The sequence below is a fragment of the Mucilaginibacter rubeus genome (genome assembly GCF_014643835.1).
GTDB classification, from domain to species: Bacteria; Bacteroidota; Bacteroidia; order Sphingobacteriales; family Sphingobacteriaceae; genus Mucilaginibacter; species Mucilaginibacter rubeus.
On the sequence record NZ_BMKD01000003.1, the window covers coordinates 832,717 to 848,457 of the forward strand.

The 15,741-nt window shown below is 42.4% G+C and carries 20 protein-coding genes; 13 read left to right on the forward strand and 7 right to left on the reverse strand.

Annotation, left to right across the window (positions count from 1 at the left end; genetic code table 11):
• The first annotated feature begins 29 nt into the window (after positions 1-29).
• Both IEX80_RS13755 and IEX80_RS13760 read left to right on the forward strand, forming a co-directional pair.
• On the forward strand, positions 30-1,091 hold the full coding sequence (locus tag IEX80_RS13755; RefSeq protein WP_188833215.1) for a helix-turn-helix transcriptional regulator: 1,062 nt from the start codon (positions 30-32) through the stop codon (positions 1,089-1,091).
• Positions 1,092-1,115: 24 nt separating this feature from the next.
• Positions 1,116-1,670 (forward strand): RNA 2'-phosphotransferase, encoded by a 555-nt coding sequence (locus tag IEX80_RS13760; RefSeq protein WP_188833216.1) that lies wholly within the window; start codon positions 1,116-1,118, stop codon positions 1,668-1,670.
• A 670-nt stretch (positions 1,671-2,340) separates the two neighbouring features.
• Here the strand turns inward: IEX80_RS13760 and IEX80_RS13765 are convergent.
• Positions 2,341-3,906 (reverse strand): M20/M25/M40 family metallo-hydrolase, encoded by a 1,566-nt coding sequence (locus tag IEX80_RS13765; protein WP_188833217.1) that lies wholly within the window; start codon positions 3,904-3,906, stop codon positions 2,341-2,343.
• Positions 3,907-4,262: 356 nt separating this feature from the next.
• Here IEX80_RS13765 and IEX80_RS13770 point away from each other — a divergent pair, with 356 nt between their 5' ends.
• A complete protein-coding gene (locus tag IEX80_RS13770; protein ID WP_139159911.1) occupies positions 4,263-4,727 on the forward strand; it encodes a hypothetical protein in 465 nt (154 codons plus the stop codon).
• A 291-nt stretch (positions 4,728-5,018) separates the two neighbouring features.
• Positions 5,019-5,906, forward strand: coding sequence for a ChbG/HpnK family deacetylase (locus tag IEX80_RS13775; RefSeq protein ID WP_229701628.1), 888 nt, complete (start codon positions 5,019-5,021; stop codon positions 5,904-5,906).
• A gap of 4 nt (positions 5,907-5,910) precedes the next feature.
• Here the strand turns inward: IEX80_RS13775 and IEX80_RS13780 are convergent, their stop codons facing one another.
• Positions 5,911-6,120: a hypothetical protein gene (locus IEX80_RS13780; RefSeq protein WP_090524308.1), complete on the reverse strand. Its 210-nt coding sequence runs from the start codon at positions 6,118-6,120 to the stop codon at positions 5,911-5,913.
• Between the two features lie 171 nt (positions 6,121-6,291).
• Here IEX80_RS13780 and IEX80_RS13785 point away from each other — a divergent pair, with 171 nt between their 5' ends.
• Positions 6,292-7,299 (forward strand): ABC transporter ATP-binding protein, encoded by a 1,008-nt coding sequence (locus IEX80_RS13785; protein WP_176623653.1) that lies wholly within the window; start codon positions 6,292-6,294, stop codon positions 7,297-7,299.
• A 42-nt stretch (positions 7,300-7,341) separates the two neighbouring features.
• Positions 7,342-7,551 carry a DUF2683 family protein gene (locus IEX80_RS13790; protein ID WP_188833218.1) on the forward strand — a complete coding sequence of 70 codons (210 nt, stop codon included), beginning with the start codon at positions 7,342-7,344 and terminating at the stop codon, positions 7,549-7,551.
• 4 nt (positions 7,552-7,555) lie between these two features.
• Here IEX80_RS13790 and IEX80_RS13795 read toward each other — a convergent pair whose 3' ends face one another.
• On the reverse strand, positions 7,556-8,512 hold the full coding sequence (locus tag IEX80_RS13795; protein ID WP_188833219.1) for an EamA family transporter: 957 nt from the start codon (positions 8,510-8,512) through the stop codon (positions 7,556-7,558).
• 7 nt (positions 8,513-8,519) lie between these two features.
• Positions 8,520-8,999: an Lrp/AsnC family transcriptional regulator gene (locus tag IEX80_RS13800; RefSeq protein ID WP_176623659.1), complete on the reverse strand. Its 480-nt coding sequence runs from the start codon at positions 8,997-8,999 to the stop codon at positions 8,520-8,522.
• A 251-nt stretch (positions 9,000-9,250) separates the two neighbouring features.
• Here IEX80_RS13800 and IEX80_RS13805 point away from each other — a divergent pair, with 251 nt between their 5' ends.
• From IEX80_RS13805 to IEX80_RS13820, 4 genes are all read left to right on the forward strand, one after another.
• Entirely contained in the window at positions 9,251-9,811 is a 561-nt protein-coding gene (locus IEX80_RS13805; protein ID WP_188833220.1) for an RNA polymerase sigma factor, read from the forward strand.
• Positions 9,812-9,831: 20 nt separating this feature from the next.
• The gene (locus IEX80_RS13810; RefSeq protein WP_188833221.1) at positions 9,832-10,233 is read left to right on the forward strand and encodes a hypothetical protein; all 402 of its coding nucleotides are present in this window, start codon (positions 9,832-9,834) and stop codon (positions 10,231-10,233) included.
• An 85-nt stretch (positions 10,234-10,318) separates the two neighbouring features.
• Positions 10,319-10,534 carry a hypothetical protein gene (locus IEX80_RS13815; protein WP_090524321.1) on the forward strand — a complete coding sequence of 72 codons (216 nt, stop codon included), beginning with the start codon at positions 10,319-10,321 and terminating at the stop codon, positions 10,532-10,534.
• A gap of 12 nt (positions 10,535-10,546) precedes the next feature.
• On the forward strand, positions 10,547-10,747 hold the full coding sequence (locus IEX80_RS13820) for a hypothetical protein (RefSeq protein WP_188833222.1): 201 nt from the start codon (positions 10,547-10,549) through the stop codon (positions 10,745-10,747).
• A gap of 25 nt (positions 10,748-10,772) precedes the next feature.
• Here the strand turns inward: IEX80_RS13820 and IEX80_RS13825 are convergent, their stop codons facing one another.
• On the reverse strand, positions 10,773-11,261 hold the full coding sequence (locus IEX80_RS13825; protein ID WP_188833223.1) for a VOC family protein: 489 nt from the start codon (positions 11,259-11,261) through the stop codon (positions 10,773-10,775).
• Between the two features lie 798 nt (positions 11,262-12,059).
• Between IEX80_RS13825 and IEX80_RS13830 the strand changes: the two genes are divergently transcribed.
• Positions 12,060-12,206 carry a hypothetical protein gene (locus tag IEX80_RS13830; RefSeq protein ID WP_167516182.1) on the forward strand — a complete coding sequence of 49 codons (147 nt, stop codon included), beginning with the start codon at positions 12,060-12,062 and terminating at the stop codon, positions 12,204-12,206.
• An 88-nt stretch (positions 12,207-12,294) separates the two neighbouring features.
• Here IEX80_RS13830 and IEX80_RS13835 read toward each other — a convergent pair whose 3' ends face one another.
• Both IEX80_RS13835 and IEX80_RS13840 read right to left on the reverse strand, forming a co-directional pair.
• Positions 12,295-12,495, reverse strand: a complete 201-nt coding sequence (locus tag IEX80_RS13835; RefSeq protein WP_090524329.1) for a hypothetical protein — start codon at positions 12,493-12,495, stop codon at positions 12,295-12,297.
• A gap of 110 nt (positions 12,496-12,605) precedes the next feature.
• Positions 12,606-13,466, reverse strand: a complete 861-nt coding sequence (locus IEX80_RS13840; protein WP_188833224.1) for a glycoside hydrolase family 16 protein — start codon at positions 13,464-13,466, stop codon at positions 12,606-12,608.
• 581 nt (positions 13,467-14,047) lie between these two features.
• Here IEX80_RS13840 and IEX80_RS13845 point away from each other — a divergent pair.
• Together IEX80_RS13845 and IEX80_RS13850 are read left to right on the forward strand one after the other, a co-directional pair.
• A complete protein-coding gene (locus tag IEX80_RS13845) occupies positions 14,048-15,301 on the forward strand; it encodes a metallophosphoesterase (protein ID WP_229701629.1) in 1,254 nt (417 codons plus the stop codon).
• Positions 15,302-15,378: 77 nt separating this feature from the next.
• Positions 15,379-15,594 (forward strand): hypothetical protein, encoded by a 216-nt coding sequence (locus IEX80_RS13850; protein ID WP_090524337.1) that lies wholly within the window; start codon positions 15,379-15,381, stop codon positions 15,592-15,594.
• Positions 15,595-15,741 lie beyond the last annotated feature (147 nt).

The window sequence follows — 15,741 nt, forward strand, 5'->3', positions numbered from 1 at the left end:
TGACAAACATCCTAAATCCCAATCAAAATATGCCTGTAAACCGCAATGCCCTTATCCGTTACCGAACCATCGACAGTTGCCTGCAAAACCGCCGCAGGCAATGGACGCTTGACGACCTGATTGAAGCCTGCTCCGAAGCTTTGTACGAATACCAGGGGATAGACAGCGGGGTAAGCCGCCGCACCGTACAGGCCGATATTGAAATGATGCGCAGTAATAAGTTGGGGTACGAAGCGCCTATTGTAGTGGTTGATAAAAAGTATTACACCTACTCCGACAAAAATTACAGCATCAATAACATCCCCCTCAATAACCAGGACATGCAGGTGCTTAGCGAGGTAGCCGGTTTGCTGGGCCAGTTTAAAGGCCTGGGGCATTTTGCCGACCTTAACGAAATGGTAACCAAACTGGAAGACAAGATCTACAGCCAGAAAACACGCAGTGTGCCGGTAGTTGATTTTGAAAAGAACGATAACTTGAAGGGATTGGAATGGATTGAGATTATCCGCAAGGCTATTGTAAGCAAGAATACGTTGTGTGTTAGCTATCAGTCATTCAAAGCAAGGGAGGCCAGTACATTTTGCTTCAGCGCTTATTTGCTGAAGGAGTACCGTAACCGCTGGTTTATGCTGGGAGTAAAGAATGTAGGAAATAAACAATTGCTTACACTGGCGCTTGACAGGATTCAGACTGTCGAAGTACACGCTGATAATTATATTGAAAATACACAGGTTAACCTGGCTACTTATTATAATGATGTATTAGGCGTAACTAAATCCGCGGGACAGCGCGATGTTGAGGTTACTTTTTGGGTAGATGATAAAAACGCTCCTTATGTTGTTACGAAACCTTTACATCACACCCAAAAGATACTGCAGGTTACAGTAGATGGGACAATATTCAGCATAAAAGTGGTTTTGAATTTTGAGCTTGAACGGGAATTGCTCGGTTTCGGGCCTAAACTGAAAGTGCTTGGTCCGCGGATTCTGGTTAAGCAAATGAAGGATCTGTACCGAAAATCACTGGAGCATTATGCTGGGGATAGCCCCATCCCGCAAGGAGGTAATTTGAGCAGGTTGTTAAATTCGTGACATAAAGCATTTATATTAGCATTAATGATAAGCGAAAAAGAAACGACCAGCTTAAGCAAATTTTTAAGCCTGGTATTACGTCATCAGCCCGAAGCAATAAATATTAAACTTGATGAGCAGGGCTGGGTAGCCGTTGACGAGTTGCTGCTGAAAGCGGCTGCACATGGTAAAGCCATAACTCTTGAAATACTAAACCACATAGTTGAAACTAACGCCAAAAAGCGTTTCGCATTTGATGGTGCCAGGCAGAAGATCCGCGCCAGCCAGGGGCATTCGGTTGAGGTTGAGCTGGGTTATGAAGCACAAATACCACCGGATGTGCTATATCACGGTACAGGGAGCCAGTCGGTTGAGGCGATTTTGCAAACCGGGCTCGAAAAGCGGAGCCGGCAGCACGTACACCTGAGCCGCGATCTTGAAACGGCCGTTAAAGTTGGTCAACGCCATGGTAAACCTGTGGTGTTAACCGTTGCGGCGGGTGAAATGCACCGGCTGGGTCATAAATTCTACCTGTCAGAAAACAAGGTGTGGCTTACCGATTTTGTACCGACAGATTTTATCGGAAAATATTCCTCTTAACCTATCGATGACAACTTAAAAAATGGGTGTCATACTGAGCCCGTCGAAGTATGGCGGACAGGGCCTCTCTGCACACGAGTCTTCGACAGGCTCAGACTGACAGGCCCTCTTTGTCATCTAACCTTCAGAGTCCATGGATTTAATCACGCAGGATAAATCGGAAATCGAACATCCGAATTCCGAAATTGGAAAATGACATTTTTTTGACTTTTGTACCAAACTAGTCGAAACTTTATTTTAAAAAACGCTTGCAGGTTAAGTAGCAAACCTGTTACATTTAGGAAATTATAAACTGAAATGCCAAAACACATCCTAATTATTTACGTATTAGTTGCCTGTTGTATCCTGGTTATTATGGTCAACTCATTTGTTAAAAACAGGTTAAACAAAAAAGCAGAAGACCGGCGGATCCTGAAATCCGTTAACCGTTCTTAACTATTTTTCAAACCCATTAAGAAGGCCGGCCCGGTGATCAAAACGGGGCCGGCTCTGCAAAGCATCGAGATCTCCTGATGCTTATATGTAATGTTTATCGCCCGTCGTTTTTTTGAAGTTTAAACAAGCCGGTATTAAAATATACGTTGAGGAAAATATTTTTCGCTAAGACGCAAAGATTTTTTTGCCTTTGCGTCTCAGTACGCTTATTTAATCGCGGCCGTTTGCTATTCTGCTAAAATCCATCAAAAACAAAAGTTTCGTTTACAAGCGGTTTCCTTGGCAGCATTTCAGGTCGGATACTGGCCTGGTACACAAATGAGGCTACGATGATGGCGGCCTGTTTCAGATCGTCTATCATCAGGTGGTCGTAGTCGTCCATATTGCTGTGATGTGTGCGGGTTTCATAATCAATAGGGTCTTGCACAAACTGGAAACCCGGTATGCCAGCCCAATCAAACGCCAGGTGATCGGTTGACCCGGTATTGGCCATAGTTACCGTTGTGGCGCCAAGGTCATTAAAGGGTTTTAGCCACTGTTCAAATATCGGTTTCATTTTTTCGTTGTTTTGCGCAAAAATCCCCCTGATTTTTCCGGTACCATTATCCAGGTTAAAATAGGCCGATACTTTAGCCTGCTCGGGCTTTACAGTAAATTTAACGCCATCCCTGAAATGTTTTTTAACGTAACCGAATGAACCCAGCAAACCCTGCTCTTCGCCACTCCACAGTGCAATGCGGATGGTGCGTTTAGGTTTAAGCCCAAGTGAATCGAGCAGGCGAACGGCCTCCAGCATCACAATACAGCCCGCGGCATTGTCTGTTGCACCGGTAGCTGCCTGCCACGAATCAAGATGGCCGCCCAGCATCACCAGCTGCGATTTTAGTTTGGGATCGGTACCGGGGATTTCGCCTACTACGTTGTAGCCGTTTGTATCTTCGGTAGATGTTTTGCCTGTAAAACTCATGGCCAGCTCAACTTTCTGACCCGATTGGATCAGCCGTTTGATCTTTTGCCCGTCCTCTGAAGCCATGCTAACTTGCGGTACAGTTTCCGGATCAGTTAATTTATAGCCGTAGCGACCTTGCACAAAAACGGTTCCGTTAACATTACCGCGGCCCGCGCTAATGAATGCCAGAGCACCGGCGTTTTTCAATATGCGGTCTGCTGTTTTAAAGATCTTCAGGTATTTGGTAGTATACATGTCGATCATGGAGCGGGACACCATATAAGTATCCTTCAGGTTGGCTAACGCGGTGTCGGCCAGTCTTTCAGCCGATGGCTCAAAGTCCTTTTTATAATCAGCCGCATCACCGGTAACCAGCACAAATTTGCCTTTAAACCCGGTAGCGTGACTATTCAGATAAGTAGTATCTATAGCCTGTGCCGATGTAATTACCATAACTTCACCTTGCAGCAGGCCGTTACTGCCCGGACTCCAGGGATTAGGGTAAGCCCTGATCTGTGCATTATAGGGTGCGCGCATCATCATGCTGAAATCCTGCACTTCCCATTGTTTGCCAAAAGTGCCCCAGGGCTCGGTAGCTGTATTGGTCATTCCCCATTTTTTCATGGTGGCAACCGCCCAACTTGCTGCCCGGGCATAACCCGGTGAGTTGGTTAACCGCGGACCGGATACATCGGTTAAATAATGCGCTATCTGCGGAATTTGTGAGCTGCTAAGTTCTGCCTTACGGATACGGCCGAAAGCCGCGGTATCAATAACTTCCTGCTGGGCGTAACTGCCGGTGCCGGCAAACAACAACGCGCCGAAAATAAAATTACGTTTTATATATTTCATAGTGAGGGTTTTAGATTTGAATATAGAGCTTTTAGTTTGAAAAATATAAATATGAGAGGGTAAAACCCGAACTAAGCCGTGGCTTTAACACAATAAAACATTGGTAATACGGCTGATATTCATTAAATAACGTAAAAACCGCATCCCGAAAGCGTATAAACACTATGTTACCCGGGTGTTTTTATCGTCAATTTTATCTTCTCTAATTAAAGCCATTTAACCCGGAGGCTATTTGCAGTTTTCTGAATCAGCAAATAGCTTGAAGCAATAGTATTTATAGTGTTCGGACCGCCTGTATATGGCTTTAAATGTTTGTGAACCAACAATCAAATTATATAAACTTAAAACTACAACCTATGTCTTTTTTATCAAAAATGTGGGATCACGTAAAATCCCTGTTCCATAACGCTTCAGACGTTGTACATGAAATCATTACCGTAGCCGACAAAGTTGCTAACGGACTCAAAAACCTTGAAGCAAGCCAGGCTGGCCAGTTTTTGGAAACGACACTGGAAACCCTGGTGCCGGCATCAGCAGTAATTGTGAATGGCATTAAATTATGGCTGCCCAAAGTGGTTACAGATTTAAACTGGGCTGTACAGGAAGATGGTAAAACAGATGCGCAAAAAATAGCCGACGCGGTGGCTTATTTAGCAAAACTGAAAGGCGCCAATCCCGATGCTTATGCCAGCCAGCTGAACACGTTAAATGCACTGATCCAAAAATGGATGTCGGACCAGCAGGGTGCCGGGCTCAACATTCAGCAGGCCCTCACCATTAGCCAGGTAAACCATAATCCCGACCTGGTTTCGGCCCAATGATATTAAATTGCTGAGTACTGCACGCCAGGGGCCCCATCATGAAACAAATGATGTGGCCTTCTTTTTTATAATTATTTTATTGATATGACTGGTCTTTCTTTTAGAGTTTAAGAGCGCTTCGCCTGTATGTAACAATATGCTATCATGTTCAATTTAGTTTGTTTTATTAAGCCTCATAATAAGATATTTATAATGTTGAGTTGGAGCCGGTTTCCTGCCGACCTCACGTTTGTGAATTTTTTTATTGAAGATAAAATGATGAAACGGATATTGTTTTGTTTACTTATGCTGATGACTTGTTTAGGAAGCAAGGAAGTACGCGCGCAGTCACTAAATGGTAATTTGCCGCGGTTACTCATCAGGCTGGATGATATCGGCATGAACCATTCTGTAAATATGGCTTTGCTTAAGGCTGCTCAAACAGGCATGCCGCTTTCGGCTTCGGTGCAGTTTGCGTGCCCGTGGTATCAGGAAGCAGTTGAAATACTAAAGCAGTATCCTAATGTTACGGTTGGGGTTCATCTTACATTGACCTCCGAATGGAAAAATTATCGCTGGGGGCCTGTTACCGGCCGTACGGCTGTTCCGAGCCTGGTTGATTCAAACGGGTATTTTCCGCAATCAACGCGGGCGTTTGCTAAAAGCGGCTATAAACTTAGCGAAATTGAAACCGAGTTGTCGGCCCAGATTGAAAGGGCGCAGGCATCAGGATTAAAAATAACCTATATCGATCCGCATATGGGCATAGCGCTTTCAACACCCGAATTGCGTGCCCTTACCGAAAAACTGGCTCGTAAATATAACCTGGCTATATCAACCCTAAGCAGTGTAACTTATTTCGGCGAAACCTATAAAGAAATGTGGGGTGAGCCTATCGCTACAAAAAAAGAAGCGTTTTTAGTTTACATAAGCAAGCTAAATCCCTATAAGCCCAATATGATGGTGCTGCATACCGCTACCCCGAGCCCCGAGATGGATGTACTGGTTGATATGAACAGTAACATGATGAACTCAAAAGAGGGTAAGCCCCTTACCAGTTTGCACCGCCAAACCGAACTTAATGCCTTGCTCTCGCCCGAGTTTGCAGCAATGAAGGGTAAAAAGTTTCAGCTGATCAATTATCAGCAACTGCTTGCCGGTAAGGACATTAGCTCACTTAAAGCTGCAGATAATAAATAAGCCCCTATTTTTTTGAAGTAGCAACTACAACAATACCGCCTATAACTAATAATCCGCCCAGGTAGGGCGGCCAGTTAACAGTTTTTTCCCTGTCGGCCGATACCTGTATAGGGCCGGCATCAATGATCTTTTCTTTTTTGGTGTAAGTAAAGCCTGTCCAGATGAGCATGGCCGCACCTACAATAATGAGTACAATCCCTATGGCTTTGTTCATGGTTATATAATTTGGTTATCTATAATAAATAGCGTTTAGTTACTATTTGTTTTGCGCTTGTCGTTCAGATTGGCATATTAAGTTTTTTTGCTTTCAACTTTTCTTTAGATTAGAAGCCTGGATCCGGGGTGAATGGTTTTCCAATAACATCCTGAAAATTAATTACCGTAGATGCAAGATGATCTGATACTGGAAACCATATCGGTTACTAAAAACTTTTTTGGGGATAAGTCTTCGGGGGTTAATAACGTTACCATTTTTATTCCGAAAGGAAAGATAACAGCGATAGTAGGTGAAAGCGGCAGCGGGAAAACCACTTTGCTTAATCTGTTATATGGTACCCTGGAGCCCGACCATGGCGAGGTGTTTTTTAAGGAAGAGCAGGTATTAAGCAGGCAAAAAGGTATTCAGCATGCCCACAAGGTTATGAGGATGGTAGCGCAGCACGATAACGATCTTGATCCGCGAATATCGGTATGGGACACTATATGTGAAGGTTTGCCTGCCGAAGATCAAAGTCAGGCTATCCATCATGTTACCGAAGCCTTGAACCTTTTAAATATCTACACCATTAGGGAAATGCCCTTTGGTAAATTAAGCGGTGGTGAAAAGCAGCGCGTAACCATTGCCAAAGCATTGATTAGCCGCCCGGAAGTTTTACTGCTTGATGAACCCTTTAACCAGGTAGATGCCACCTACCGGGAAGGTTTACAGCACGATATCAGGTATATTGTAAAGGAATGGGGAGTTACCGTAGTATTAGTATCGCATGATCCTGCCGAGATCCTTTCCATGGCCGATGAACTTATTGTACTTAAAGAAGGGGAAATAGTGGAGAACGGCAGTCCCGAGCAGTTATATCATTCGCCTAAATTATTGTACACAGCACAAATACTGGCCAGTTGTACCCGGCTAACATCGGCCCAGGCAAAAGTTTGCGGCATAAAAAGTAAACGCAGCGTAGTAGTGGTTTACGCGGAGCATATTAAAATAAGTAGCCTGGGCAGCAAATGGCTGGTGAAAATGGTGTTGTTCAAAGGCTTTTTTGAAGAACTTATTGTTGAAAAAGGTGGTTTAACACTGCGGGTACTCAATTACGACAGGCGTAAGTACCCCGTTGGTAGTAAAGTGAGCATTAGTATCAGTAAGTATTTTGAATTTGGGAAGTGGGAGAGTTGATAGGCGGTTCTTTATCTAAAATGAATTATATTTATCTAAACGATGGAAGTTTTTACAGTTAAACCCAAAACTAAAGAGCAGCTTGTTGCTTTAAAGACTTTCTTAAAACTAATGGAGATTGATTATCAAATAGAATCAAACTATAACGAGAAATTTGTTTCAAAGATACTTCAGGGGCGGAAAGATATCAAAAATGGCAAAGGCATATCCATAAAGGTAAATGATTTTATGGATATGACCACATTGGTTTAAGCTCTCATTTCGCTACTGCCAGCTCTCCATGTTTCGCCTTCCTATACTTCGATAAATTGATCAGCAACACGCTACTCAATATTACAACCAGTCCAATAACCTGGATCAGCGTTACATGTTCGCCTGCAAAAATTACCCCCAATAATACGGCTATCACCGGGTTAATATAGGCATAGGTACCAACCTGGGTGGCCGGTCTCACCTGTAAAAGCCATACATAAGCGCTAAATGCCGCTATCGATCCAAATATAATGAGATAAGCCAGGGCATACCAGCTTTGTGCCGGTATAGCATGCCATTGTACGGTTTGTACCTCGTTGTTTAAAAAACTTGCGGGAATAAAAAATATGCCGGCCCCAAGCATTTGCCAGGCCGTATTTACCGATACCGATCCTTTGGTGTTATAATGTTTTGAATATAACGACCCGGATGCCCAACCTAGCGTACCAAATAAAAGCAATAACATCCCTGGTAATTTTGAGGGGCCTGCCGATGACCCCAATACATCTGCAATCTGATCACGGAATAACAGTATCACACCTATAAAGCCTATTACAAGTCCGATAATGGTGCTTTTGCTTTTAAAGTTGGTGCTCCAGCTGGGTTTATCAAGCAGCACGAACCAAATTGGCGGCGATGTTACCATAATGGCCACCATAGCGCTTGGTAAAGTTTGTTCGGCCCATATTACGGCGCCGTTACCTATTACCAGCAACAGAAAACCGCTTACCGCCGCGTGCAATATGTTTTGTCTTACAAAAATCCTTTCACCCTTAATTGCACACCACGCCATTAACAGCAAACCCGCTGTGAAGAAACGTAGCGCGCCCAACAGCAGCGGCGGAAAACCGGCTACTGCAATTTTTATAAAAAAGTAGGTAGAGCCCCATACTATATAAACAATAGCGAAAGCTATAATAACTAATATGGGCGAAGTGGATTTTGCGGTAGCAGGTGCCATGATATATTTATTTTTCGGGTATAACCAGTTGTTGTTGTTCTTTTTTGGTTTCGAGCACTATAGTGGTTCGAGTACTCAAAATATTAGGGATCTTGCTGAAATGAGTGCGCATTAAATTCATTAGCGATGCCGAATCATAAGTACGCACTTTTATTAAATAACAGTCGTCGCCGGCTATGTGGTGCACTTCCTGCACCTCGGGTATTTTGGCCAGTTCGCTTGATGTAGCATCGCTTCCTGGCCCATCGGCCGCTTTCATAAATATAAAAGCAAGCATTTTTTGCTGCAGGGCCGCCGGATTGATGCGCGTTGTATATTGTTGGATCACATTTTTTTGTTCCAGTTTTTTTACGCGCTCAAGTATGCCGGATGGCGCCATGCCAAGCTCACGGGCCAGGTCGGCATTAGAGATCCGGGCATTTTCCTGCATCAATCGCAAAATATGCAGGTCGGTTTTATCTAAAATAATTTCCGGTTCGTTAATCATACAGTAATATTCGATATAAATTGAATAAAGTTCAAATATTTTTAATTAAAATGAATTTAATTCGACAAAACTATCTTTATGATGTTTAAACATCAGTTGCTTAAGTCGCTTCTGCAATCAAATAAATACTGTTTAGCTGTCTGAAATGACTTTTTGATACGCAATAGATTTTTTTGAAAAAAAATTAAAATGTTTTTAAATCACAATCGTCTTTATCTTTAAAAAGGATAAAGAAATTGACAACAGCGATAATGCCCCAGGACAAAAACAGCCACATCATACAAACAATTGCTTCGTATGGTAAAAGCCTGTTGGGATTTATTCGCCGGAGGGTAAAAAACGATGCCGATGCCGAGGATATACTCCAGGATGTTTGGTACCAGTTTAGCGCTGTGATCAATTCTGAACCGATTGAACAAACCAGCGCCTGGCTATACCGGGTGGCCCGGAACAAAATAACTGATAAGCATAAAAAAAAGACGGAAACCCTGCTTGATGATATGCTGGCCGATGATGAGGATTATGACGATGAGGCACCGGACTTTAAAGCCATACTCCTTACCGAAGCTACCACTCCCGAAACCGAGTATTTGCGCAACCTTTTTTGGGAGCAGTTATTTTTTGCGCTGGATGAATTGTCCGAAGAACAAAAACAGGTATTTGTTTGGCATGAGCTTGAAGATATCCCCTTTGAGGAAATTGCCAAACGTACCGGGCTAAATACCAACACGCTGGTATCAAGAAAACGTTACGCCGTACTACACTTGCGCAAACGGCTTGCCCAGCTTTACACGGAAATTACTGAATATTAAAAATTAAGACATTATATAACATGAAACCATTTTTTTATAAAAGGCGATTTTTCTTCATCCCGCTTGGGGTAGTCGCTTGCCTGGCTATTATTAGCTTTATAGTAATGCAGCTATGGAACAACTTACTGCCGGATATTTTACATGTAACAACCATTACTTACTGGCAGGCCGTTGGCATATTTATTTTATGCAAGATTTTGTTTGGTTTTGGGAAAGGTGGCCCTAAAGGCGGAGGAGGAGCGCCCTGGATGCGCGGACGTATGGCCGAACGTTTTAAGAATATGAGCCCTGAAGACAGAGATAAGTTCCGCGCTCAGTGGGAGGACCGCATGTGCGGATGGAAAGGCCACGGGCATGGCAGGTTTAGCCGTGACTGGGACGATTTTAAGACTACCACAAACGAAGAAAAGAAGACTGAGTAAGCAATCAGCATGTCCGGCTTTAAGCTTTGTGCATTCCGCTTTCAGCTTTATAAATAAATATTTATCTACCTCAAATAACATAACAATGGATGTACTGGTATTTGCAACAAGTGTACGGCAGAGACGGCAGGTGAGCCGGGTACAAAATTTATTAACCAAAATACCTGCCATAGCCCAATGGAACTTTGACCTGGAAGACTGCGATAATATTTTACGGGTGGAGGCTGAGGATCTTTCACCACGTTATATCGAATCGTTGTTACAAAAGGCCGGCATCCATTGCCAGGAGCTTGATTATTAATACCTGTTTACAATGACAGCCTCGCTTGAACGTAAGCTGATCCGATGGGTCCATATCTTGTTAAGCATCCCAGTTGTAGGGTATATTTATGGCCCGGTGGCTCAAATTCCTAACGCGGCTGCGGCGGTAAAATGGGTATTCTTCCCAATAATAGTACTTTCGGGCTTCTGGCTGTGGAAAGGCTATTGGTTTAAAAAGAATACAAAAATTTAGTTAAGTGATTGTTTGGCAGCCCGGCTTATTTTTTGGCCGGGCTGTTTATTTCAATCCAGTAGCCATCCGGATCCTGGAAATACAGTTGCAATACGCCATCTGCCCGGTAGGTAGGTTCTTTACTGTCACCTTTCCAGTTTGAGTAAGGGATATTCATTTGATCAAGCGTTTTTGCAAACTCTTTTACCGACGAAACACTGAAGCAAAGATGTACGCCTTTAACCTGTTTTTCGTTCCGTTCGGCCTGTATAACGTGTAGTTTTACATTATTGCCAAGACTATACCATTGGTGTACGGTATCGGCAAAGGGGTTGTCAACTTTTTTAAGGTGTAATACTTTGGTATAAAATTCGGTACTTTTTTTAAGGTTACCGGTAGTAATGGCGATATGATCAATTACCGGTGAGATATCGGTGCCGTTTTGCGCTTTGCAAACCACAGGTAAAAGCACAGTTATTGCCAGCAGCAACGTGGTTAGTTTGGCTGTTTTAAAAATTATTGATAAAGATCTCATTGTTAGGATTAGTAATTTAAATGCCTAAAGATATAGGTTTAGCATTATGGTTAAAGTAATGCACAAATAAATTACACAAGCATTCAATGAAAACTGAATATCAATCTTTCGTCCAGGGGATTAATACAATTGATATTGTGTAAATTCCAGTCATTAATATCAATAAGGCCCGCATCGGTCCTGTAATGACTGTCATCAACAGGGCATTTTACTACATATCCAATATCTTTAATCAGCACAATTATTGGTCTTGCACCGCAAACCTTGCAGCAGTTACAATCAACCGATCCTGGTATATTTACATAGCCCCTCATACTTCATCCGGCGTTTAATTAAGTTTTTAATTGCGATTAGTTATCAGGTCAATCAACTTGTTAAAGTACTCGTATTTTATCCCCAAAAGTTAAAAAAATGCTAATTGAGAATAAAATCCTCCATGAAAATATAATACGTATGAAACTGAATTTATGTTACCGCCCTTTGCAGATTATTATTTATTTAAGGGATAATAATAGTTTGTTTGTATTTTACAGGGCCGTTTTATAGTGTTTTAACGCTGCAAACAGCTATGGAGCAATATCATTATTGATGCTTATAGCCTTTCTGTCCATCGGTTTTTTGTTTATTTGGATTAACCGGGTTATGGCGCCACGGAATTCCTGAGTTGTCGCTTGAAATAGTTGTCGACTGATGAGTATCCTACTGTAACATTCCTTTTACGGCTTTGTTGCCGCACTCTTATGGCATGATAACTGTTTGGCCATAGTTTATCTATCGAAAACTAATAAATCATTTGCTATGAAAACTACTGTTTCACGCTCAATTTCATTATTAATATTAGCAGCAATGGGCTTTACCAGCTGTTCGGCCGAATACCGGGAACGACACAGGCGACGACACGATGAAAGGGTTCGTGTACACGAACGCGTAGTTATACATAATTAAACAGGTAAATAAAACAAAACAAGCCGCACTGATGAAGCACGGCCTGTTTTGTTTATGGCGTTTAAAAACCGGGATCGTTTATGGCAGATCAATCGTTCCAGAGGTGCCGTGAATGAAGGCTGCCTTCCAGTTTGTTTTTAATTATAAGGTCGTCTTTATGTAAAATGCAATCGCCCTGATTGATGTCTTCTTCGGCAGTAACTTTGATGATGCTGCCTGATATCTGTTCAACTATACTTGATAAAGTAAAGATCTCTGAGTCGGGTATTTGTACGGTTAATATTGCCATGGGTAGATGATGTTATTTTTAATAATTCAAAAATATGGTAATAAAATTTACCCAATGTTTTATGAAAGTAAAATTTAAATAACCTTTATTTTACAAATGTATCAACAATATTAATTCACGGTTTTAGTTATCAGTACCCAGTCTACAATGGTTTTGGCATCTCCGGTTTTGATTTTGTTAACTGTATTTTCTGATAAACCATGATAGGGTTTGGTAACCTTGTTAACACCACCGGGATAACCCCCGCCTAATGCAAAATTAAGGATGATGAATTTTTTGTTATCAAAAGCCCAGCGGCCATATTTTTCAACCATTGCTTTTGTTACCGTATAGGTGATTTTGCCATCAACCTTAAAAACAAGGCTCTCAGGCAACCAGTCTACCGAATATACATGCCACAGGGTAACATCAATGCCTGCCGGGAAAAATACCCGTTTTGCAAGCGGCGTATCGCCGAAATAGCCGGGTCCATGCAAAGCGTGGCTTACCCAGCTTGAGTCGCCTACGGTTTCCATTATGTCAATTTCGCCGCAATTGGGCCATTTACCGTTTCCAAGCAACCAAAAAGCTGGCCATAAGCCTGCGCCTGCCGCCATTTTCATTCTGCATGAGGCCGTGCCATATGTAAACTCCATTTTAGCACGGGTATTAATGCGGCCTGAAATGAAATCATATTTACGCTGCTGTTTACTGGTAAAGCCGGGTTTATATAAAGCCTTTAAAACAAGTGCGCCGTTTTCGGCACCTTCGGCTTTACCATCTATCATATAAATGGTAGCCGCCGAATCAACATAGGCCTGCTGCTCGTCGTTAACAGTATTGCCTGTAACTTCAACATTCCATTTGCTCCTGTTGAGGGCGGGGTTGTTAAAATCTTCGAAAAAAACAGTATCGGTTTTAGTGTTAGTTTGAGCGAATGCCTGTAACGTTAATAAAAGCGGAACTGACAGCAGCAGGTGTTTTAGTTTCATTAGTGGTGTGTGAGATAAGGGTTTAAAGGTAGATAAATTGAATGAGAGGAACTTAGTCTTTACCAATTGCGATCATAATTTTACAGCAGCGTCCCGGTTTGAAACTAAAATACATTGACAAATAAACAGATGAAGAATCTCTGCTTACATTGTTATATTTGTGTAATACTCATCTTAAGGTTATGGGTAATAACACAACAAATTTATATTTCAGGTCAAAACAGACTTCATTAATAATGTTGGCGGTAACGGCTATCATTTGCTCCAGGCTGCTGTTCTTTCTTTTTAATGACTCTGAAGGCCCAAATCTTTTAATAGTTGGAGGCTTGGCACTGGCTTTATTTTTGCTATCCTGGGCGGTATATGTATTGGGCCCACTCAAAATAAATGGCTTTAAACGACTTTTCGCGGCAATTTGTATCCAACTACTATTAGTTATTGGTCTCTATTTTTGCATGAAGTAAGTTCCTGTCTTTCTAAAAATCGTTGAACCTGGCCTGCATCTGCAATTTTACCCTCTAATTACCTTTACTTTTTTAAATTGCAGTCTTATATGGATTTATATGCACAGTAGTGGTTTTTTGAAGGTATTCGCAATTATTGCGTTGATTAGTTTGTTGTTTGATTGGTACATCCATTCCGGCCTTAAAACCTTAACTGCCGACTGGCCATCAAACCTGTGGCGCAATGTTGTTTTATGGGGGTACCTGATCATATCTGTAGGCGTAACTGCTTTATTTTTATTTGGCTTTGGCGCTTTTAGCACAGCAAGCGGCATGCGCCCGTTTCATGAGTGGATGCTAAGCCTGTTCCTGACGTTTTTTATTACCAAATTGGTTTTCATAATCGTATTATCCCTTGGCGATCTCGGGCGGTTTTTCGTAGGTGTATTCAATTTGATCAGTGGTTCGGGCGGGGGCGTCGGGCAATCGGCTTTTCCGGGCCGGCGTAAGTTTATCAGTGAAATAGCGGTACTGGCGGCTGCCGTGCCTTTTACTTCGTTTTTTTATGCCATGCTTAAAGGTAAGTACGATTATAAGCTGCATAAAACCACCCTTTATTTTGATGATTTGCCCGATGCCTTCGATGGCTTTACCATCACCCAGCTTTCTGACATCCATTCGGGAAGCTTTGATAATACCGAGGCTATGCAACGCGGTATCGACCTGGCTAAAGCGCAAAAAAGCGACCTGTTTGTTTTTACCGGCGACCTGGTGAATAATGCAGCATCAGAAATAGAGCCTTATATCGACAGGTTCGGTCAAATTAAAGCGCCCTACGGACAGTTTTCCATTTTAGGTAACCACGATTACGGTGATTATATCCATTGGGATAGCCTGCAGGAAAAAGCAGCCAACCTCGATAAGCTTAAACAACATCACAAAGCTTTAGGGTATCGTTTGCTGCTGGATGAAAATGTAACCATTGAAAAAGGCGGACAATCGATCTCCCTGATCGGGATCCAAAACTGGGGCAGAGGTTTCATCCAGATAGGCGATTTGAATAAGGCGCTTCAGGGCGTACCTCCGGATGCCTTTAAAATCCTGCTTTCGCATGACCCTACCCATTGGGAAGAACAGGTTCGTTATAACCCAACAACCATCCATCTTACCCTATCAGGGCATACTCATGGTGCGCAGTTTGGGGTGGAGGTCCCCGGCTTTAGGTGGAGCCCGGTAAAATACCGCTATGTTGACTGGGCCGGCCTAGCTAATGAAAAGAACCGGTATCTGTACGTAAACCGTGGTTTTGGTTTCCTGGCATTTTCTGGAAGATTAGGTATTTGGCCTGAGGTTACGGTTATTGAGCTGAAGAAAAAGGTAGTAACGTTATAAAATACGGATTTGATTTATCGGGCTTGATTTGTGGCAAGGTTTTTATGCTTTTTATATGAAACATTAAAACTAAGATTATGGCAACCAACGATATAAAAAGGATAGGCAAAAACGGTCCGCAGGTACAGCATCAGCATAGCAATGCCTGGCAAGTGATGAAGCCTTTTGTACATTTTGGTGTGAAAGCTATAAGCGCAATAGCCCATACGCTTATCTACATTATAAAACATATTCCCAAACCTGATTCGCCTAAACCTTCCGGGCAAAAAGGCGGTAAGATCATCAAAATATGAAATAGTAAGCCCGGTATATTCGTGGCCGTTGCGCAACTAAACTGAGGTTTTCAAATAACCCAGTCGAATAAAGTTCGATTGGGTTATTTTTTTTATAAACATTTGACAATCAGGTATTTGTTTTGTATATTAAGGACATGCAAGGCA